A 19,440-nucleotide genomic window follows, 5' to 3' on the forward strand; every position below is an offset into this window, starting at 1 on the left:
GCAGAGCGGTCTGCCAGAACAGTAAACCGACCCGCGCGTATTCCATAACGGTAATTGCACGTGACCGCCGACCGCGTTAGAAGATGGGCTTCACCCCGCAACTGCGGGAAACCATGCAAGACGGAGCAATGACATGACGCAGTGGGACAAGTCGGCCTGGCGCAAGAAGCCACGGGTGCAGATGCCTGACTATACCGATGCGGCCAAACTGGCCGAGGTCGAGGCACAGCTTGCGAAATATCCTCCGCTGGTCTTTGCGGGCGAAGCAATGCGCCTGCGCGCCCAGCTTGGCCGGGCCTCTCGCGGGGAAGCGTTTCTGTTGCAGGGTGGGGATTGTGCCGAAAGTTTCTCGGATTTCTCGGCCGACGCGATCCGCGATACGTTCAAGGTGATGCTGCAAATGGCGATGGTGCTGACCTATGGGGCGAAAGTGCCGGTCATCAAGGTTGGCCGCATGGCCGGACAGTTCGCCAAGCCGCGCTCGGCCCCGACCGAAACCGTCGGCGGGGTTGAACTGCCCAGCTATCGCGGTGACATCATCAACGAGCTTGATTTCTCTGAGGCAGCGCGCATTCCCGACCCGCAGAAGATGCTGCAGGCTTATACGCAAGCCGCCGCGACCCTGAACCTGCTGCGTGCCTTTTCGACCGGCGGTCTGGCGGATGTGCATAAGGTGCACAGCTGGACGCTTGGCTTCACTGAAAGCGACGAGGCCGAGAAATACCGCGAAATGGCCGAGCGTATTCAGGACACGCTGGATTTCATGCGCGCCGCCGGCGTCGACAGCGACCGGGCGCACACGTTGCAGACGGTCGATTTCTATACCTCGCATGAAGGGCTGCTGCTGGAATACGAAGAAGCGTTGACCCGTCTGGATTCCACTACCGGCAAGACGGTGGCAGGCTCGGGCCACATGCTGTGGATCGGCGATCGCACCCGCCAGCCCGATGGCGCGCATGTGGAGTTCTGCCGCGGCGTGGTGAACCCCATCGGACTGAAATGCGGACCGACCACAACGGCTGAGGATCTGAAGATTCTGATGGCCAAGCTGAACCCGAACAACGATGCCGGTCGTCTGACCCTGATCGCACGTTTCGGGGCAGGGAAAGTGGCCGAGCATTTGCCGCGCCTGATTCAGACCGTGAAAGACGAAGGCGCCAATGTCGTCTGGTCCTGCGATCCGATGCATGGCAACACGATCAAGTCGGCAACCGGCTACAAGACCCGGCCCTTCGATTCCGTGCTGAAAGAAGTGCAGGAGTTCTTTGCTGTCCACAAAGCCGAGGGCACCATCCCCGGTGGCGTGCATTTCGAAATGACAGGCGCCGATGTGACGGAATGCACCGGCGGCGTGCGCGCCGTCACGGACGAGGATCTGTCGGACCGCTATCACACCGCCTGCGATCCGCGCCTCAATGCCAGCCAGTCTCTGGAACTGGCGTTTCTGGTGGCCGAGGAACTTTCCTCCATGCGCAGCGAGGATGCCGCCGCCATCAAAGCGGGCTGACCGTCTTGGCCGGATCATCGCAACCGGATCAATCAAAGCCAGATCAAACAGAAAACCCCGGTCCAGACGGCCGGGGTTTTTCGTGTCTTTTGGCGCGGGGCCTCAGTCCTGTTTGACCAGCCGCAAATGCCCCCCCGGGCGCATCGGTGGTTCGATCTGCATCGAAGATGATGCACCGTGAAAACTTGCCGCCAGTTCGGCCAGACCGGGCACCGGAATGCCGCGCGCGTCCGAGGGGCGCATGATATGCCCTTCGCTTTTGCGGTCCCGCGTCGGTCGGATATCGACGCGGGTCACATCCGGCTTTTCGTCACCCGCCGGGACCGCCGCATCAGCGCCGCGAATATCCCAGTATCCGGGGCGGGACAGAGTGTCTTGCCGCGGGCGCGACCTGCGGGCTTGGCCGTGGGGGCCGGGCATCGTCAGAGGGCGGATGTCAAGATTGCGCACGCGGAAGCGCTGCGGACCGCGACCCTGCGCGCCATCGACCTGAAACCCGCCAAGAACACGGGTGACGTTGCTGTGAATGTCCTTCAGCGGCAACAGGATCAACTGGGCGTCCAGCGTCTTGTGAAACAGCTTGCTTTCGCTTTGCAGGGTCAGGCTGACCTCGGCAGGGGTGGTGAATACGCTTTCCAGCGCCTCCTGCACCTCATCGCGGGCATCTGGCGTGAACAGGGCGCTCAGGGGCATCCCGCGCACCTCCATCGACAGGGTGTCGCTGATATGCTGGCCCGCCAGCCGGATGCGCGCATGGCCCGGCGCGATCCGTTCCAGGATCATGGCATGGGCCAGGTTCTCTCCGATGCCGCGGGGGTCCACGTCGCCACGCGTGGGCATCAGTCGACCGTTTCGCAAGGCGTGCCAGTATGCTTCAATCTGAGCGATGGCGGGAAATTTGATCGTGCGCCGGGCGGCTGCCAGCGCGATCACATTGCCATCTTTGAGGTATTCAATCTTCATCTTCGCGTCCCAGGAGTTGAAACGATTTTAATAAAATGTGTCGTAACCAGCGAGCTTGTTCAAATTGTGACCGTTTGTTAACGATTGGAAGGATAATCCTTACCGATGTCTTAATATGTCACATTCCTCTCGAAATTGGCATAAAAACTTAACGAATGGTTAATGCTACATGCCACATTCCATGACAGGCTTCGCAAGCATCGCAGCCGAAGACGAAGGCTGCAACTGGGTCTGGGATCTTCGATCGGTCAATGCGCGGGGGCTGGATATCAAGATACGGCTGCCCGACTGGCTGGGCGGGTTGGAGGAGCCGCTCCGCAAGGCGCTGAAGGCGTCGGTGGCACGTGGCAATGTATCAGTCAGCCTGAAAATCACCCGCCGCGACGAGGCCGGACAGTCCGCGATCAACCCCGACGGGTTGGAACGCGCCCTAGCTCAGTTGACGGCCATCGCCGCCGAGGCAGAAGCCCGTGGCCTTAGGGTCGCACCCGTGCAACCCTCTGATATTGCAGGGATGCGTGGTGTTCTGGAACAACGGGCCATGACCGACGAAGACACCGCCCCGCTGTTGACCCGGCTGGCGAAGGACATTCCCCCATTGATCAGCCAGTTTCAGGCCTCGCGCGCGCAGGAAGGGGCGGCATTGACGCACCTTCTGTCCCAACAGATCGACAATGTCGCGCAGCTTGTCACCGCTGCCGAAGGCGTACTTCCCGCCCGTCAGGACGCACAGGTCGCGGGGTTGCAGGCGGCTCTTGCCCGCGTGCTAGACAACAGCGACGGCGCCGACCCCGATCGTGTTCAGCAAGAACTTGCCATTCTGGCCGTCAAAACCGATGTGCGCGAGGAAATCGACCGCCTGAAAGCCCATATCGACGCCGCGCGAAGCCACCTGACGTCGGAGCAACCGGTGGGCCGAAAGCTGGACTTTCTGATGCAGGAGTTCAACCGCGAGGCCAACACCCTGTGCTCCAAGGCGCAGTTCAAGGAATTGACCACCATCGGCCTTGACCTGAAGCACGTCATAGATCAGATGCGCGAACAGGTTCAGAACGTGGAGTAACAATATGTCCGACAGGCGCGGCCTACTTATCATCCTGTCGTCGCCCTCGGGCGCGGGAAAATCGACACTGGCGCGGCGGTTGATGGAATGGGATCCGACGCTCAGCTTTTCCGTTTCGGCCACCACCCGCGCGCCGCGTGAGGGCGAGGTGGACGGCCAGCATTACCATTTCGTGGACGAGCCCAGGTTCAAAGAGATGGTGATACAGGGCGAGATGCTGGAACACGCCCACGTTTTCGGCAATTTCTATGGCTCGCCGTCCGAGCCCGTGCGCCGCGCGATCGAGGCCGGACGCGACGTGCTGTTCGACGTGGATTGGCAGGGCGAGGTGCAGATACGGAACTCTTCGCTCGCCTCGCACTCGCTGTCGATCTTCATCTTGCCGCCCTCGATCAAGGAATTGCGCGCGCGGCTGGTGGGGCGCGGGCAGGACGACGAAGCCACAATCGCAAAGCGGATGCAGAAAAGCTGGGACGAGATCAGCCACTGGGGCAGCTATGACTATGTGCTGATCAATGACGATCTGGACCAAACCGCCGAACGCCTGATCACCATCGTCGAAGCCACCCGTCAGCGCCGCAATCAGCAACCGGGATTGTTGAACCATGTCCGTAAGTTGCAGGCCGAATTTGAAGAGGGAAACCAATGATCTATGAACTGGACGGGATCGCCCCCGAGATTGCCGAGGATGTCTTTGTTGCCGCCGATGCCAATGTCATCGGAAGGGTGGAAATTGGGGCCAAGGCCTCGGTCTGGTTCGGGACAACGATTCGTGGTGACAACGAACAAATCTCCATCGGAGCGGGCACGAATGTGCAGGAAAACAGCGTCTTTCACACCGATCTGGGCTTCCCGCTGACCATCGGCGCGAATGTGACCGTCGGCCACAAAGTGCTGCTGCATGGCTGCACCATCGGAGACAACACCTTGATCGGCATGAATGCCACCGTGATGAACGGCGCGGTGATCGGCAAGAACTGCCTGATCGGGGCAGGGGCCTTGGTGACGGAAGGCAAGGAAATCCCCGACGGATCCATGGTTCTGGGCGCGCCGGGTAAAGTTGTGCGCGAGCTGGATGCTGCGGCGATCAAAGGGATCGAGGCGTCTGCGGTGCATTATCAGCAGAATGCGGCACGGTTTTTGACGGGGTTGAAGGGGGTTGGTGGATAAAGGGCCTCGGCTGCAGCGAGCCGATCGCCTCGGATACCGGATCGCTCGAACTTCGGCATGGCTTCGGGACTGGCCCGGTCTATGCTATGTTTTAGTTATGAAACCATCCACTATTCAAGAGTTTCACGATGCGCAGACAACTGATGACAGGGCGATATGTGAGGCTCTGCGTGCAGTGATTGATGAGATGCTTCCAGACGCTGAAAGCAAGATCTGGCATGCCCATCCTGTCTGGTTTCTCAAAGAAACTCCCATCGTCGGGTACAGCAAGCTCAAAAACTGTATCCGTCTGATGTTCTGGAGCGGGGCGGATTTTGACGAGCTGGATTTGCAGCCGGGAACCGGCAAGTTCATGGATGCGTCAATCCGATACACGGATGTGGAAGAAATCAGATATGACGACTTGAAACGCTGGCTTGTAAAGAGTCGACAGGTGCAGTGGGATTACAAGAACATCTACAGGCGAAAAGGTCGGCTGGAGCGACTGTCCTAAAGCGCAGAGGTCTGCCTTGATAGCAGCAATAGCCGATACAGACGCGAATGGGCGCTTCAATCTGCAGCGAGATGAAAGAACCGCATATCCTGCGGATTGGTGCTTTAAAAAAAAGGCCGCTGAAACCAGCGGCCTTTCCTGTAATGCGATCTGAAACGCTTTACGCTACTTTCTCGCCAGCCTCTTTCAACCAAGCCAGCACGTTTTCCGGCGCGCTTTCGCCGTAAGGGTCTTCGCCGTGGTTGTCGCAGCGACCCGGCTCTTCGAACCAGGCTTCGACCACACCGTCATTGATGACGGCGGCATAGCGCCACGAGCGGGCACCGAAACCAAGGTTGTCCTTGTTGACCAGCATGCCCATGCCGCGGGTGAACTCGCCCGAGCCGTCGGGGATGACCTTGACGTTTTCCAACTCCTGGTTGCGGGCCCAGGCGTTCATGACGAAGCTGTCATTGACCGACATGCAATAAATTTCGTCGATGCCTTGGGCGCGGAACTCGTCGGCACCTTTTTCGAATCCCGGCAGTTGATAGGTCGAGCAGGTCGGCGTGAACGCACCGGGCAGCGAGAACAGAACGACACGCTTGCCTTTGAAATAATCGTCCGACGTCATGTCCTGCCAGCGGAAGGGGTTGGGGCCTTCGATGCTGTCATCCCGGACACGGGTACGGAAGGTGATGTTGGGAACGCGAACGCCAGCTTGCATGTCAAAATCCTTCTGTCTGAGGCGCGCGCAGAATCGCGCGGCGCGGGTTGCTCAAGTCTTAGAACGATTCCAGATAGGTCTCAACGCGGATTTTGCAAGTGCAGCATGGGCAGATTCTGCATCCGCAATGTGCTGTGTCGAAGAGGGGCGTCGAAAAAGCGTAGGAACGGCATTCCAACGCAACACCGCGTTTGATAATCAGAGATTATGAATATCACCCTTCGGCAACTGACCTATGTGATTGCCCTGGCCGAAACCCGTCATTTCGGCCAAGCGGCGGCGCGGTGTCATGTGACGCAACCAGCCCTTTCCAATCAGATCAAGGAACTGGAAGATCGTCTGCAAACGCCTTTGTTCCTGCGCGACCGGAAAGGGGTGTCACTGACCTCGGCCGGGCAGGACGTGCTGGCCACCGCAAAGCGGATCATGGCCGAGCTTGAGCGGATGGAAGATGCGGTGCATTGGCAGAAAGGGCTGACCGGACGGCTTCGGTTGGGGGTTATCCCCACCGTTGCGCCGTATCTGCTGCCTATCGCGTTGCCCTTGATCCGGGCGCGCACGACCGGGCTTGACCTGCGCCTGCGCGAAGCCCAGACCGCCGATCTGCTGGCAGATTTGGAAGAGGGGCGTTTGGATGCCGCGATCATCGCGCTGCCCTCGGGTGTCACCGGGCTGGTCGAAGCTCCCCTGTTCACCGACCGCTTCCTGCTGGCCGGTACATCTGCCCAGATCGCACGTATCTCCGGCGGCCGTGCTGCACTGCATCCGGCGATGATCGACCCGGAACTGCTGCTGTTGCTGGAAGAAGGGCATTGCCTTGCCGATCAGGCGCTTGAGGTTTGCGGCCTGCGTCGGCGCGACCGGCGGGTTGACCTTGGGGCGGCGTCGCTGGGCACGCTGTGCCGGTTGGCAGCGGGGGGGCTGGGTGTGACCTTCCTGCCGGAACTGGCGCGGGGCGACGAACAGAAGGCCACGCCTGACCTTGCCGTCGCCCGGTTCGCCCAGCCCGAACCATGTCGCACCATCGGTTTGGTGCGCCGCAACCTGTCGGTGCATACCGATTGGTTCGATACGCTGGCGGGTCTGCTGCAACAGGCGGGAACGCAGGTGGTTCGGGATGCAGGTCATGCGCCAGGCACATAACAGCCATGCGGCTTTCAAGGTGACTCGGCGGCACGATACCGTTATATGTCGCAAAGCCGATTTTGGCGCGGAGGAATGCCATGCGTGATCTGAAAATCCCGGAAAGTCGCCACCCTGAAAAGGCGCATCGCCCGGACAATGCACAGCCCAAGAAGCCCAGCTGGATTCGCGTGAAGGCGCCTGGCGGCAAAGGCTATGCGGAAACGCACAGGATCATGCGTGAAAACAACCTTGCCACGGTCTGTGAAGAAGCTGCGTGCCCCAATGCCGGCGAATGCTGGAGCCAGGGCCACGCCACCATGATGATCATGGGCGAGATCTGCACCCGCGGCTGCACCTTCTGCAACGTCGCCACCGGTCGTCCCGACGATCTGGACGCGTTCGAACCGGGCCGTGTGGCCCATGCGGTGAAGAAACTGGGGCTGAACCACGTGGTGATCACCTCGGTCGACCGCGACGATCTGAAAGACGGTGGGGCAGACCATTTTGCGCAGACCATCCGCGCCATTCGCCACCAGTCACCCGACACCACCATCGAGATTCTGACCCCGGATTTTCTGAAATGCGATCCGTCCGTTCTGGAAACCGTGGTCGAGGCGCGGCCGGATGTGTTCAACCACAATCTTGAAACCGTGCCGGGCCTTTATCCGCAGGTGCGCCCCGGCGCACGGTATTTCCATTCGCTGCGCCTGTTGCAGCGGGTGAAAGAGCTGGACCCGTCGATGTTCACCAAATCCGGGATCATGGTCGGGCTGGGCGAGGATCGTCAGGGCGTGTTGCAGGTCATGGATGACATGCGCGCGGCGGGGATCGACTTCCTGACCATCGGGCAATATCTGCAACCGACCCCAAAACACCATGCAGTCGCGCGGTTCGTGCACCCGGATGAGTTCAAGGATTACGAGACCGCCGCTTACGGCAAGGGGTTCCTGATGGTGTCGGCCACGCCTTTGACACGCTCGTCCTATCACGCGGGTGACGATTTCGCACGGCTGCGTGCGGCGCGTGAAGAACAGCTTGCAAGAGGCTGACAGGAAAAACTTTAAGGCCTGAGGCGCAGAGGCTCCATCTGCATCCAGTCCGGTGTTCCGAACAGCATTTCGTAAATCACGAGCGCCGCGCAGATCGCGACGACCGCAAAAACCAACTTCACACGTTTGGCCGAAGGCGGATGCCGCGCCCATTTGGCCATCCGCATGAACCAGCGCGGGTTCATGGGTCAGTCGTCGTCCAGAAACCGCACCTTGCCGATATGGGGCAGGTTGCGGTCGCGCTGTGCAAAGTCGATGCCATAGCCCACGACGAATTCGTCCGGGATTTCGAACCCGATCCAGTCGGCGCGGATGTCGACCTCGCGCCGGGACGGTTTGTCAAGCAGCGCGATGGTTTTCAGCTTGCGCGGCGATTTGGCCTTCAACAGACCGACCACGTGTTTCAGCGTGAAACCGGTGTCGACAATATCTTCGACCACCAGCACGTCGCGCCCCGCAATCTCGCCGCGCAAGTCCTTGAGAATACGCACTTCCCGACTGCTTTCGGTCGAATCGCCGTACGAGGATGCTTCCAGAAAATCGACCTCGACCGGCAGGTCCAGCTCGCGCACAACATCGGCGATGAACACGAACGATCCGCGCAACAGGCCGACGACGACCAGCTTGTCGGTGCCGTTGAATTCGTCATGAATTTCCTGCGACAGCTCTTCGACCCGCGCCGCGATCTGCTTGGCCGAGATCATCGTGTCTATGACATATGGACGCTGTGCCATGTGTTCCCCCTTGATTTCCGGTCGTATTCCTAAGACATACGCAGCGAAGTGAGAAGGGGAAACCTGACCATGCCGACACATGGGGAAAAACGCGTCCTGCCATACACGTCGGAACAGATGTATGATCTGGTGGCGGATGTGGGGCGGTATCCCGAATTTCTGCCGTGGAATTCTGCTGCACGTGTGCGCCGCGTGACGCCGCAGCCCGATGGGCGTGACCTGATGGAGGCGGATCTTGTCATCAGTTTCAAGGTGTTTCGCGAACGCTTTGCCAGCCGTGTCTTTCTGGATGAAGGCGGGCGTCGGATCGACACCGAATATCTGGACGGTCCCTTCAAATACCTGAAATCGCACTGGATATTTCACCCGCACCCGGACGGGTGCGAGGTGGAGTTTTTCGTGGATTTCGAGTTCAAGAGTGCAATCTTGCAAAAAGTGATCGGGCTGGTCTTCAACGAAGCGATGCACCGCATCGTCGCCGCGTTTGAGGCCCGCGCTGCAGAGCTTTATACACCGAAGGATCAGCCTCCGCGCGCGTAAACCCGCACCCCTTGGTCAGCTTTTGCGCCGTTTTGGCGTGCTGTCACCGCCTTTGGCCTTTGCGATGGCCTTGGCGGCAGCCCGGGCCCGGTTTTTCTTGCTGTTGGGCTTGCCCTTTGGCGGGGGCGGACCTTTCTTGCGGTCGGCGGGGCGCTTGCCTTTGGGCGTGTCAGCCTCGGGTTTGAACGGCTTGCGCGGTTTGGCGTCCGCGTCCTTTGTCCTGGCAGGGACGGGGGCTTTGATGGGACGATCGTCGCCGAACTCGTCTTTCCCTTTGTGCTTGGTGTTTGACGTGCGGTCGCCTTTGCGATGCGGCTTTGGCGGTTTCCTGTCAAACTTGCGTGTCTTACCACGCGGGGCCGGCTTCCCGGTGCGCCCAAGATCAGGGGCAGCGTCCAACTGTTCGACGGCAAAGCCCTCGACCGACATGGCAGGGGCGATCGAGGACAGGAAGCCAGGAACCTTGTCTGCCTTCACCTCGAAAAACGACTGGTCATCTTGCAGCCGGATCGCGCCGATATCACCACGCGAGATCCCGCCGGCCTTGCACAGCATGGGCAGCAGGTGACGGGGGTCGGCGCCTTGCTTGCGCCCTTTGGCAAGGCTGAACCAGACGCTTGGCCCGAAGGGTTCGTGCTTTTCCGGCTTGGTGTTGACGTCGGACAGTTCCTCGGGCGCAGCGTGGGCCGTGTGGTAAAGTTTCAGATAGGCCGCGGCGAGTTGCGCGGGGGTGAATGTCGCCACCAGTTCTTCGGCCAGCGCCGCCTCGTTCGCGGTGGGCTCCTGTATCCAGACATCATCGGCCAGAATGCGTTTCTGATCCTCCGCCTGCACCTCTTGCGCCGAAGGGGCCGGGCCCCAACCTGCATTTAGCTTGGCAAAGCGCAACAGGCGTTCTGCCTTTTTGCGGGCTGCGGGCGGCACGATCAGAGTACTGACGCCCTTGCGTCCCGCGCGCCCTGTGCGGCCCGACCGGTGCAACAGCGTTTCGTGATTGTTGGGCAGTTCGGCATGGATCACCAGATCGAGCTTCGGCAAGTCGATCCCGCGCGCCGCCACATCCGTCGCCACACAAATCCGCGCCCGCCCGTCGCGCATGGATTGCAAGGCATTTGACCGTTCGTTCTGTGTCAGCTCTCCGGACAGGGCGACCACATTGAACCCACGGTTTGACAGACGCGTCGCCAAGCGGCTGACCATGGCCCGCGTGTTGCAGAAAATGATCGCGTTCGGCGCCTCGAAGAACCTGAGCACATTGATGATCGCGTTTTCCCCGTCACGCGGGGCGACAAGCATGGCGCGGTAGTCAATATCCGTGTGCTGACTTTTCTCGGCCACCGTAGAGATCCGCTGAGCGTCCTTCTGATAGCGCGCGGCCAGCGTGGCGATGCTTTTCGGGACCGTGGCGGAAAACAGCAGGGTTTGGCGATCTTCGGGGGTTTCATCCAGAATGAACTCAAGGTCTTCGCGAAAGCCCAGGTCCAGCATTTCGTCGGCCTCGTCCAGCACCACGCTGCGGAGCGCCGACAGGTCGATTGACCCGCGCATGACGTGGTCGCGCAGACGCCCCGGTGTGGCAACAACGATGTGCGCGCCACGCGCCAAGGCACGGCGTTCATCCCGCATGTCCATTCCGCCCACGCAGGAGGCGACGACCGCCCCGGTCTTGGCAAACAGCCACATCAACTCGCGTTTCACCTGCATCGCCAATTCGCGCGTGGGGGCGATAACCAGTCCCAACGGGCTGGCGGCGGGGCCGAACTGATCTGCGTCACCCAACAGCACCGGCGCAATGGCCAGGCCGAAGCCGACGGTTTTGCCTGACCCGGTCTGGGCCGAAACCAGAAGGTCCGCGCCTTCCAGCGCAGGGTCGGACACGGCGGTCTGGACTTGGGTCAGGGTGTCATATCCACGCTCGGCAAGCGCGGCAGAGATGGTCTGTTTCACGGGCGGTCGATTCTGTTGTGTCTGAGGAACAAGTGGGGCGTCTTGCCATGGTGGGCTGCGTCGCAGGGGCGAAAGCGGGCTGATAGCCTGTTCGCACGGGAATGTATAGCGGAATAACGCGCTAGTCGGTGTCGGCCAGCGGATGGTGGGTCAGGACAAGGTCTTTCAGCCGTTCCTCCAGCACATGGGTATAAATCTCGGTGGTCGAGATATCGGCATGTCCCAACAACGTCTGGATCGAGCGCAGATCGGCCCCATGCGCCAGCAGATGCGTGGCAAAGGCGTGGCGCAGACGGTGCGGGGTCACCGCGTCGGGCGACACACCGGCGGCCACGGCGATCTCTTTGATCAGGCCATAGAAACGATGCCGCGTCAGATGGCCGGATTTGCCGCTGGACGGAAACAAAAAAGGCGAGGGCTTGGTGCCCTTGTTGACCCGCGCCGTGTCCTCGGCCTCATCGCGCGCCTCAAGCCAGGCGGCCAGCGCATCGCGGGCGAGGGGCGACAGGGGCACCATCCGTTCTTTCCCGCCTTTGCCCTTCACCAGCAGTATATGCGGGTCGCCACGGGCGGCCGAGGCGGGCAGGGTGACAAGCTCGCTCACCCGCATTCCGGTGGCATAGAGCAGTTCCATCAGGCAGGTGTTGCGCAGTTTGTCCAACGGGCTGCGGCCATGATTGCGCGCGGTGGTCAAAAGCGCCTCGACCTGATCTTCGCTCAGGATCTTGGGCAGGGATTTCGACCGGCCCGGCCCCTTGATCTTGATCGCCGGGTTGTCCGGGCGCCACCCTTCTTCATAGGCAAAGCGGTAAAGCTGCTTGATCGCCGACAGACGGCGCGCGCGGGTGGATTGCGCCAGCCCCATCGTATCGCAATCGACCATGAAGGCTTCGATATCGGCGCGGCTGACATCCGCGAAATCCAGACCCTTGTCATCCGCAAATTCGGCAAAGCCTTTCAGGTCGCGCCCATAGGCCAACAGCGTGTTTTCAGACGCATCCAGTTCGGCCGCCTGCGCTTCCAGAAAGGTGGAAATCCAGCGGGCGTGGTCGGCGTTCATCCGCGCCGCTCCAGGATCAGGAACTGAAGGGCGGCCTGCCGGGCGACCTGTTCCAGCCCCACATGCCGGAAGAAGGCCAGCGCGTCGGTCAACTCGTCCAGATCGCCATTCAGGCCTGTTGAAAACAACTCGATGGCGCGCAGGATGGCTTCACCCAGCCGGTCCTGTTCAACAAGCGAGCGCAGGCGGATGGGCAGATCGGTGGCGGCGAACCCGTCAAGCACGGCGCGGCTGCGGTCGTCGATCGGTGTCAGATCGGCGGTCTCGCCACGTGCGATACCCAGAAGGATCGGCGCGAGCGGGTCGCGGGGGGCAGCATGCCCAAGGGCCGCGACGGTGTCATACTGGTCGGAAAGAAGCCCAAGGCGAAGGGCAAGGTCGCCTGCGCGGCCGGACAGGTTTCGTTTGGCCAGGTCCGCCCCGAATACCTGCGCAAACGGCACCTCCAGCCCGCTTTCTTCCAGATGGGGCCACAGCGCCAGCACGGCGCGGGCAAGGTCGTCGTCATCCTCTGAGGCCAGCGCGGTTTCCACGGCGTTCACGGCGCTCATCCGGTCCCAGATGCCGCCCGATGCCGCGGGTCGGCGTTCGGAATAGAGACCCAAAAGCTGGTTTTCCGTCACGGCCCCGACCCGTGCCAGACGTTCCCCGGCTTCGGCCCGCGCTTTCCAGCCGATATTGGCGCGCAGATCGGATTGCGCGAAGGCCAGCGGCAGCGAGGTCGTGTTGATATGCAGACCGATCGCCTCGAACATGCGGAAGGTGAGGGGCGAGGGGTGATCGGGCCGCGGCAAGTCCGGTTCGTCCTCGAACAGTTCGGGGTCAAGAAACCGTGCCAGCAGGGCGTCGTCCTCGTCGCTGATATAGCCCAGCGCCCGCCCCGTTTCCAAGGTCAGGACCGCCGCGTCCCAATCGCCGCTGCGCGCCAGGCAGAAGACGCGGGCGGGGAAGGTGGGGCTGAGTTCGGGCGTGGCGCGCAAGGTGGTGCAATGCTCATCCTCGTTGCCCAACAGAAGCGCGGTGTCGAAGGCGCGGCGAAAGACACGCGGATTGACCGAACCGGCCCGCGCCAGAAGCGCCTCGGCCTGATCCAGCGCGCCCTGGGTCAACAGGCGGTCGACCCGCGCCAGAAACAGGCGATCTTCGCCCGCGCTGGCCCCTTTGGGGGGATCAAGTTCGGCCAGCATCAGACGTTGCAGCAGGCTTTGCAGGGCGGGCAGCAGATCCAGATCAAGCGCGGTGATGCGGCGGGACAGGTCGTCGGGCCGTGACATGCCCCACAGGTCGCGCGGCAGGCCCGTCACCGCATGGGGCAACAGCCCGACCGCATCCAGCACCGGGGTTTCCAGCAGCGTCATGGTGACTTCGGCTACCGACGCGCCCGTACTGGTTGCCGGTTCATCAAAAGACGGAGGCAAGATGGCACTGTCAGACGATGGCGGCGGCAGTGCGATGCTGTCCGACAACCAGTCGATGGCCGACAAGGGGGCGGTGCCCTGAGGTGCCTGCGCCGTGGCGGGCAGTGCCAGCCCGGTCAGAACACACAATAACGCGCCGCCCAGACAAGCGGCGCGCCCATGTCGTCTGTCCCTGACCTGTTCAGTCCCCATTCAACGTCACTGTGCTGCTTTGTGGGGCGGTTCTCGGCGCCATGTCACCGAAGAACGCAAACCCGGTCAGCCCGATAAAGCCGACGATTGCCAGGAAAAGAATAAGCTTGATCAAACGGATCAGCATGTTGTTCCACCCATTTTCTGCCTCAAGTGGTGTTTTGTCTGATTTTATATATGGCATTTTCGGCAAGATCACGCCATTCAGGAAAGAAATCCGAATTTGGGCAAGTGAGCGCCGTTTTGGCATTCAAACTGAAAAAATCCATCGTCATGGTGGGCATGATGGGGGCCGGAAAGACGGCGGTCGGGCAGGCGGTTGCGAACCGGTTGCGCGTGCCGTTTCTGGACAGCGACGAAGAGATCGTGCGCGCCGCAAATATGTCCATCGCCGAGATTTTCGAACGCGACGGCGAGGCGTTTTTTCGAGATCGCGAATCCGAGGTGATCGGGCGCCTTCTGGACACTCAGCGCGCGGTTCTGTCCACCGGCGGCGGGGCGTTCATGTCGGAACGCAATCGCCAGATGATTGCCCAGCGCGGGGTTGCCGTCTGGCTGAAAGCCGATCTTGACCTTTTGTGGGCGCGGGTGCGCCACAAGGACACACGGCCCCTTTTGCGCACGCCCGACCCGAAGGCCACGCTGACCGATATCTACAACACCCGCGTGCCGGTCTATGCCAAGGCCGACCTGGCGGTCGAGGCGCAGCGCGACTATTCGATTGCCGATATGGCGGATGCGGTTGTGGCGGCGCTTCTGACCCGCCCTGATGTGCTGGAGGAAACCTGACATGACCACCGTTCATGTGCCGCTGGGCGATCGTGCCTATGATGTGCGGATTGCGCCGGGCCTGATCGGGCGCGCGGGGGCAGAAATCGCCCCCCTGTTGCCCCGCCCGAAGGTCTGGATCGTGACGGAACAGACTGTTGCGGGGTTGCATCTTGCGTCGCTTCAGAAAGGGCTTGCTGCCAGCGGGGTTGCCTCGGACGCTTTGATCCTTCCGCCCGGGGAAGGGACGAAAAGCTGGCCGCATCTGACGCATACGGTCGAATGGCTGCTGGATCAGCGGGTCGAACGCAAGGACGTGGTGGTCGCCTTTGGTGGCGGTGTGATCGGCGACCTGGTGGGCTTTGCCGCCGCGATTTTGCGCCGGGGGGTGCGGTTCGTGCAGGTGCCGACATCGCTTCTGGCACAGGTGGACAGTTCGGTCGGCGGCAAGACGGGGATCAATGCCCCGCAAGGCAAGAACCTGATCGGCGCATTTCATCAGCCGTCCCTTGTTCTGGCGGATATCGAGGTGTTGGGCACGCTGACTCCGCGCGATTTTCTGGCGGGTTACGGCGAAGTCGTCAAATATGGCGGGCTGGGGGATGGGGCGTTCTTCGAATGGCTCGAGATCAACGGCCCCGCCCTGGCCGCCGGTGACATGGATCTGCGCGAAGAGGCCGTGCGCCGCTCTGTCCAGATGAAGGCCGATATCGTGGTGCGGGACGAAACCGAGCAGGGCGATCGTGCGCTTCTGAACCTCGGCCACACCTTCGGTCACGCGCTGGAGGCGGCTACGGGCTATTCCGACCGGCTGCTGCACGGCGAAGGCGTCGCCATCGGGTGCGCGCTGGCGTTTGAAACCTCGGCACGGCTGGGGCTGATCAGTCAGGAAAGCCCGTCACGCTTCCGCGCGCATCTAGCGGCGATGGGGATGAAGAAAGACCTGTCGGACATTCCGGGTGATCTGCCGGATAGCACGGGGCTGATCACCCTGATGGGGCAGGACAAGAAGGTCGAACAAGGCAAGCTGCGATTCGTGCTGGCCCGCGCCATAGGCGACGCTTTCGTGGCAGATGATGTGGATATGGATGTGGTGCGCGCGGTGTTGGACGACGCGCTGGCCGGGCGCTGATATGAAAACAGCCGCCCAAAGGGGCGGCTGCGTCGCTTGTATCCGACGGGATCAGAATGGGATTTCGTCGTCGAACCCGCCGCCTGCAGGTGCCGGGCCGCTGTCGCCAGCGCCACCGCCATAACCGCCCTGGCTGCCCCCGCCGTAACCGCCGCCGCCACCCTGGCCGCCGCCTTCACCGCGTCCGTCCAGCATGGTTAAAGTGCCGCCATACCCCTGCAGCACGACTTCGGTCGAGTAGCGATCCTGCCCGGACTGGTCCTGCCACTTGCGGGTTTGCAGCTTGCCTTCGATATAAACCTTGGAGCCTTTGCGCAGGAACTGTTCGCAGACGCGCACCAGCCCCTCCGAGAAGATGGCGACCGAATGCCATTCGGTTCTTTCCCGCCGCTCGCCGGTGTTGCGGTCTTTCCAGGTCTCTGACGTCGCAATGCGCAGGTTGCAGACCTTTCCGCCGTTCTGGAATGTACGCACTTCCGGGTCGGCGCCCAGATTTCCGATCAGCATGACCTTGTTAAGCGAACCCGCCATCCGTCGTCCTTTCGATTCTGTAATTCGACTTCATCGTTACACCATCCGGGGGGGCATGGGGATACCGAAATCCCGTGTGAGCGTGGCAAATGACGGGTAATGAAGCCGGGTCTATATCCGCATATCAAGCTCGCCTTCGCAAAATGCCGCACCCTCTTCCCCAGAAAGCCGAACTTGCGTATATTGCCGTCATTGATTTCAGGGGACAGGCAGGGGACAGGCATGTCACGCAGCATATTTCGTCGTGGATACGGGGCCGTTTTGGTCGTTGCAACGGGGCTAGCCCCAATCGGTCAGGCCGCTTTTGCCGAGAACCTGTTTTCAAGCTCGGGTGGACGGTCCGCCTTTGCGGCGCAGACCCGCGTGTTGGACACCCGCGCCGCGCAGCAATATGCCTCCAGCACCCGGCTGACCCCCAACAAGGGCGCCGTGCCGACCTATGGCATTCCCTCCTTCACCGGAAAATACAAAGGCGAATACCTGGCACTCGCCAAAGCCGCGGCCCAACGGCACGGTATTCCTCAAGACCTGTTCCTGCGGTTGGTGCAGCAGGAAAGCGGCTGGAACCCGCGTGCACGCAGCCATGCCGGGGCGATTGGGCTTGCGCAGTTGATGCCCTTCACTGCACGCAAGCTGGGGGTTGACCCGCATAACCCGGTGCAAAATTTGGAAGGCGGTGCGCGTTACCTGCGCCAGCAATATGACCGGTTCCGGTCGTGGAGGCTGGCGCTTGCAGCCTATAATGCCGGGCCGGAGGCGGTGCAGAAATACTCAGGTGTGCCGCCTTACAAGGAAACGCGCGGCTATGTACGGGCCATTCTGGGCAGCTAGCGCGCCCGTTCAGAGCGATCGTTCCTGAGGCCCGGAATAGGCGCGTTCGACCTTCGCCACCCGCAACGCGTAGTGCGCATACCAGCTTTCGATCCCCATTTTCTGTGCGATCAGATGCTCGGACACCTGTTTCCATGCCAGAATTGAGGCCTCGTCCGACCAATAGGACACGGTGATTCCAAGCCCGGAGGCATCGCGGGTGGTTTCCGCCCCCAGATATCCGGGCTGCGCCTGCGCAAGCGCGAAAATCCTGTCCGCCATCGCCGCATATCCCAGTGCGGGGTCCGCCAGTTGATTGGTGAAGATCACGGCGTAATAGGGCAGAGCAGGCAAAGGGGCGAAGCGGGGTTGGGTCATCTGGACGCGTTTCTCAGTCTGGTTACGCCCAGACTAGAGTGGTGGCTCAGGATATTCCAGCCAAGCGACCTATTCGACGCCCGACAGTTCTTTCTTGTGCAGCCATTCCGCATGTTTGGGCGCGCGCTTGGTCTCGGACCATTCGTTCAGCATGTCCCATTTGACGGCGTCCATGCGGGCCAGCATTTTTTCCTCCTCGGGGTCGGGGCAGGCCAGTTCCACGCGGTGTCCGTTGGGATCGAAGAAATAGATCGAATGGAAGATCGAATGGTCGGTCACCCCGAGAACCTCGACCCCTTCTTTCTCAAGATGCTCTTTGAATTCAAACAGTTCCGCGCGGTCTTTGACCTTGAAGGCAATATGCTGCACCCAGATTGGCGTGTTTTCGTCACGGCCCATGTCCGGTTTGGTCGGAAGCTCGAAAAAGGCGAGCACATTGCCATTCCCGGCATCCAGAAAGACGTGCATATACGGGTCCGGCTCATGGGTCGACGGCACATGGTTTTCCGCGATTGCCAGAACAAAGTCCATGTTCAGCATTTTCCCATACCATTCAACGGTTTCCTTTGCATCCTTACAGCGATAGGCGACGTGGTGAATCTGTTCGATCTTCATGTGAATTCTCCTATTTCACACGTTAAGTAACATGATTTCATTGCATATGCAACGAAAATGAAGGACCACTCTGTGTGGGGGACGCATTGGAATGGAGTGAAAGGACGCGCCTATGCCGGAGCGTGTGTATGGGCGAAGGGTACTTTGGCGCGCTGGGAAGCTGGACACGAGTTGCGAATCCGTTCCCGATAGCACCTCAGGGATGGCCGCACTGGCCGCGGCGGACAGAGGGATCAGTGCGATCGTCAAAGCGCGTCTGTGATTGATGATGGGGCAATTCGGGGGCAGGATTGCATGAGGCCCCATAGGTAGCGGCCATGCTAGCCACGCCTATCCCCCTTTGCGGAAAGCGGACGGCGTGGTGCCGGTTTGCTTTTGAAAGGCGCGGGTGAAATAGGCCGCCGAGGCAAAGCCCAGCGAAGCCGCGATGTCCTTGATCGGGATATGCGTTTCGGTCAGCAGGCGGCGCGCTTCGTAATGGATGCGGTCTTGCAGGATGGCGGATGCCGGACGCCCGCAAGTCTTGTTGCACACACGGCTCAGATGGGTGGGGGTCACACCCAGTTCGGCGGCATAGTCGCGTACCGTCTTATCCGTGTGAAACTCCTGTTCAACCAGTGCGGTAAAGGCATTGACCAACCGCCCGGTCGCCCCGATGTCCGACTGTTCGACCCGGGTGTCGGACAGTTGGCGTTCCAGCCAGACCGACAACAGCCCTGCGTGGCACATCATGGCCCGGTGCGAGGTGTCGTGGCCTTTCTCCATTTCGCGTTGCAGGTCATCGACCAGCCCGCTCAGCACCATCTGCTTGTCGGCCTCGCGCAGGCGCATGTGCACGGCCTCGTCCGGCAGGGCCAGCTCGTCCTCGCTGCCCTGAGGGAACACGACGATGGTGCCGTTGACCTGATTGGACATTTCGAACCCGTGCATCGTGCCGGCGGGCAGGAACAGGCAGTTATGTGGCCCATATCCCGCCGTCACACCGTTGACCGTGATGCGGCCCTGACCGCGTGTGAACCACAGAAGGACCGGTGCCCCGTATGAGCGCATCGCCTCGGTGCGCCAACGACCACCACTGCCCAGCCGGGCAAGGGGCAAGACACGGAAAGGGGACGAAAAAGATTTCGATGTGGTCATGAGTTCAGCGTCAGACGAATAATGCAGGCAACCAGCGGCAACGTAACATGGGTATCTCAAAATCGCACCGCTGTCGCATTGTTTTTTCTGCACCTGTGTTAT

At 61.1% G+C, this 19,440-nt stretch carries 23 protein-coding genes; 11 read left to right on the plus strand and 12 right to left on the minus strand.

Translation table 11 applies throughout. The features are described from left to right. Positions 1 to 133: 133 nt before the first annotated feature. Complete coding sequence (locus IE188_RS07645; RefSeq protein ID WP_191285859.1) at positions 134 to 1,507, plus strand: class II 3-deoxy-7-phosphoheptulonate synthase; 1,374 nt, start codon at positions 134 to 136, stop codon at positions 1,505 to 1,507. A 102-nt stretch (positions 1,508 to 1,609) separates the two neighbouring features. On the opposite strand, the gene IE188_RS07650 is transcribed toward IE188_RS07645, so the two are convergent. Then, on the minus strand, positions 1,610 to 2,470 hold the full coding sequence (locus IE188_RS07650; RefSeq protein ID WP_191285860.1) for a PAS domain-containing protein: 861 nt from the start codon (positions 2,468 to 2,470) through the stop codon (positions 1,610 to 1,612). Between the two features lie 181 nt (positions 2,471 to 2,651). Between IE188_RS07650 and IE188_RS07655 the strand changes: the two genes are divergently transcribed. The 4 genes from IE188_RS07655 (at position 2,652) to IE188_RS07670 (ending at position 5,196) form a co-directional block, all read left to right on the plus strand. Further along, positions 2,652 to 3,533, plus strand: coding sequence for a YicC/YloC family endoribonuclease (locus IE188_RS07655; protein WP_229836598.1), 882 nt, complete (start codon positions 2,652 to 2,654; stop codon positions 3,531 to 3,533). Positions 3,534 to 3,537: 4 nt separating this feature from the next. Continuing rightward, on the plus strand, positions 3,538 to 4,182 hold the full coding sequence (gene gmk / locus IE188_RS07660) for a guanylate kinase (protein WP_191285862.1): 645 nt from the start codon (positions 3,538 to 3,540) through the stop codon (positions 4,180 to 4,182). Next, a complete protein-coding gene (locus IE188_RS07665; protein WP_191285863.1) occupies positions 4,179 to 4,703 on the plus strand; it encodes a gamma carbonic anhydrase family protein in 525 nt (174 codons plus the stop codon). Before gmk ends, IE188_RS07665 begins: the two co-directional genes overlap by 4 nt. 97 nt (positions 4,704 to 4,800) lie before the next feature. Continuing rightward, positions 4,801 to 5,196: a DUF1801 domain-containing protein gene (locus IE188_RS07670; protein WP_191285864.1), complete on the plus strand. Its 396-nt coding sequence runs from the start codon at positions 4,801 to 4,803 to the stop codon at positions 5,194 to 5,196. 160 nt (positions 5,197 to 5,356) lie between these two features. On the opposite strand, the gene IE188_RS07675 is transcribed toward IE188_RS07670, so the two are convergent. Next, entirely contained in the window at positions 5,357 to 5,902 is a 546-nt protein-coding gene (locus tag IE188_RS07675) for a peroxiredoxin (RefSeq protein ID WP_191285865.1), read from the minus strand. Positions 5,903 to 6,109: 207 nt separating this feature from the next. On the opposite strand from IE188_RS07675, the gene IE188_RS07680 reads away from it, so the two are divergent. Further along, complete coding sequence (locus IE188_RS07680) at positions 6,110 to 7,045, plus strand: hydrogen peroxide-inducible genes activator (RefSeq protein WP_191285866.1); 936 nt, start codon at positions 6,110 to 6,112, stop codon at positions 7,043 to 7,045. Between the two features lie 80 nt (positions 7,046 to 7,125). Continuing rightward, positions 7,126 to 8,076, plus strand: a complete 951-nt coding sequence (gene lipA, locus IE188_RS07685; RefSeq protein WP_191285867.1) for a lipoyl synthase — start codon at positions 7,126 to 7,128, stop codon at positions 8,074 to 8,076. 11 nt (positions 8,077 to 8,087) lie between these two features. On the opposite strand, the gene IE188_RS07690 is transcribed toward lipA, so the two are convergent. Both IE188_RS07690 and hpt read right to left on the minus strand, forming a co-directional pair. Then, a complete protein-coding gene (locus tag IE188_RS07690; protein ID WP_191285868.1) occupies positions 8,088 to 8,261 on the minus strand; it encodes a hypothetical protein in 174 nt (57 codons plus the stop codon). A 3-nt stretch (positions 8,262 to 8,264) separates the two neighbouring features. Further along, on the minus strand, positions 8,265 to 8,810 hold the full coding sequence (hpt, locus tag IE188_RS07695) for a hypoxanthine phosphoribosyltransferase (protein WP_191285869.1): 546 nt from the start codon (positions 8,808 to 8,810) through the stop codon (positions 8,265 to 8,267). Between the two features lie 69 nt (positions 8,811 to 8,879). Here hpt and IE188_RS07700 point away from each other — a divergent pair, with 69 nt between their 5' ends. Then, entirely contained in the window at positions 8,880 to 9,350 is a 471-nt protein-coding gene (locus IE188_RS07700; protein ID WP_191285870.1) for a type II toxin-antitoxin system RatA family toxin, read from the plus strand. 15 nt (positions 9,351 to 9,365) lie between these two features. Here the strand turns inward: IE188_RS07700 and IE188_RS07705 are convergent, their stop codons facing one another. The 4 genes from IE188_RS07705 to IE188_RS07720 form a co-directional block, all read right to left on the minus strand. Beyond that, complete coding sequence (locus tag IE188_RS07705) at positions 9,366 to 11,297, minus strand: DEAD/DEAH box helicase (RefSeq protein ID WP_191285871.1); 1,932 nt, start codon at positions 11,295 to 11,297, stop codon at positions 9,366 to 9,368. A gap of 121 nt (positions 11,298 to 11,418) precedes the next feature. Beyond that, entirely contained in the window at positions 11,419 to 12,357 is a 939-nt protein-coding gene (locus tag IE188_RS07710) for a site-specific tyrosine recombinase XerD (protein WP_191285872.1), read from the minus strand. Beyond that, the gene (locus IE188_RS07715) at positions 12,354 to 13,904 is read right to left on the minus strand and encodes a hypothetical protein (protein WP_229836601.1); all 1,551 of its coding nucleotides are present in this window, start codon (positions 13,902 to 13,904) and stop codon (positions 12,354 to 12,356) included. The genes IE188_RS07710 and IE188_RS07715 overlap by 4 nt, the downstream gene beginning before the upstream one ends. Before the next feature lie 52 nt (positions 13,905 to 13,956). Next, the gene (locus IE188_RS07720) at positions 13,957 to 14,217 is read right to left on the minus strand and encodes a hypothetical protein (protein ID WP_191285947.1); all 261 of its coding nucleotides are present in this window, start codon (positions 14,215 to 14,217) and stop codon (positions 13,957 to 13,959) included. Positions 14,218 to 14,240: 23 nt separating this feature from the next. On the opposite strand from IE188_RS07720, the gene IE188_RS07725 reads away from it, so the two are divergent. Together IE188_RS07725 and aroB are read left to right on the plus strand one after the other, a co-directional pair. Then, positions 14,241 to 14,756, plus strand: coding sequence for a shikimate kinase (locus IE188_RS07725; protein WP_229836629.1), 516 nt, complete (start codon positions 14,241 to 14,243; stop codon positions 14,754 to 14,756). Position 14,757: 1 nt separating this feature from the next. Continuing rightward, positions 14,758 to 15,867 (plus strand): 3-dehydroquinate synthase, encoded by a 1,110-nt coding sequence (gene aroB / locus IE188_RS07730; protein ID WP_191285874.1) that lies wholly within the window; start codon positions 14,758 to 14,760, stop codon positions 15,865 to 15,867. A gap of 51 nt (positions 15,868 to 15,918) precedes the next feature. On the opposite strand, the gene ssb is transcribed toward aroB, so the two are convergent. Beyond that, on the minus strand, positions 15,919 to 16,398 hold the full coding sequence (gene ssb / locus IE188_RS07735) for a single-stranded DNA-binding protein (RefSeq protein ID WP_191285875.1): 480 nt from the start codon (positions 16,396 to 16,398) through the stop codon (positions 15,919 to 15,921). Between the two features lie 222 nt (positions 16,399 to 16,620). On the opposite strand from ssb, the gene IE188_RS07740 reads away from it, so the two are divergent. Further along, complete coding sequence (locus IE188_RS07740; protein ID WP_191285876.1) at positions 16,621 to 17,229, plus strand: lytic transglycosylase domain-containing protein; 609 nt, start codon at positions 16,621 to 16,623, stop codon at positions 17,227 to 17,229. A gap of 9 nt (positions 17,230 to 17,238) precedes the next feature. On the opposite strand, the gene IE188_RS07745 is transcribed toward IE188_RS07740, so the two are convergent. From IE188_RS07745 to IE188_RS07755, 3 genes are all read right to left on the minus strand, one after another. Then, the gene (locus tag IE188_RS07745; protein WP_191285877.1) at positions 17,239 to 17,586 is read right to left on the minus strand and encodes an antibiotic biosynthesis monooxygenase family protein; all 348 of its coding nucleotides are present in this window, start codon (positions 17,584 to 17,586) and stop codon (positions 17,239 to 17,241) included. A gap of 69 nt (positions 17,587 to 17,655) precedes the next feature. Further along, positions 17,656 to 18,201: a VOC family protein gene (locus IE188_RS07750; RefSeq protein ID WP_191285878.1), complete on the minus strand. Its 546-nt coding sequence runs from the start codon at positions 18,199 to 18,201 to the stop codon at positions 17,656 to 17,658. A gap of 330 nt (positions 18,202 to 18,531) precedes the next feature. Further along, entirely contained in the window at positions 18,532 to 19,338 is an 807-nt protein-coding gene (locus IE188_RS07755) for an AraC family transcriptional regulator (protein ID WP_191285879.1), read from the minus strand. Positions 19,339 to 19,440 lie beyond the last annotated feature (102 nt).

The sequence above is a fragment of the Aliiroseovarius zhejiangensis genome, from assembly GCF_014656375.1.
Lineage (GTDB): Bacteria > Pseudomonadota > Alphaproteobacteria > Rhodobacterales > Rhodobacteraceae > Aliiroseovarius > Aliiroseovarius zhejiangensis.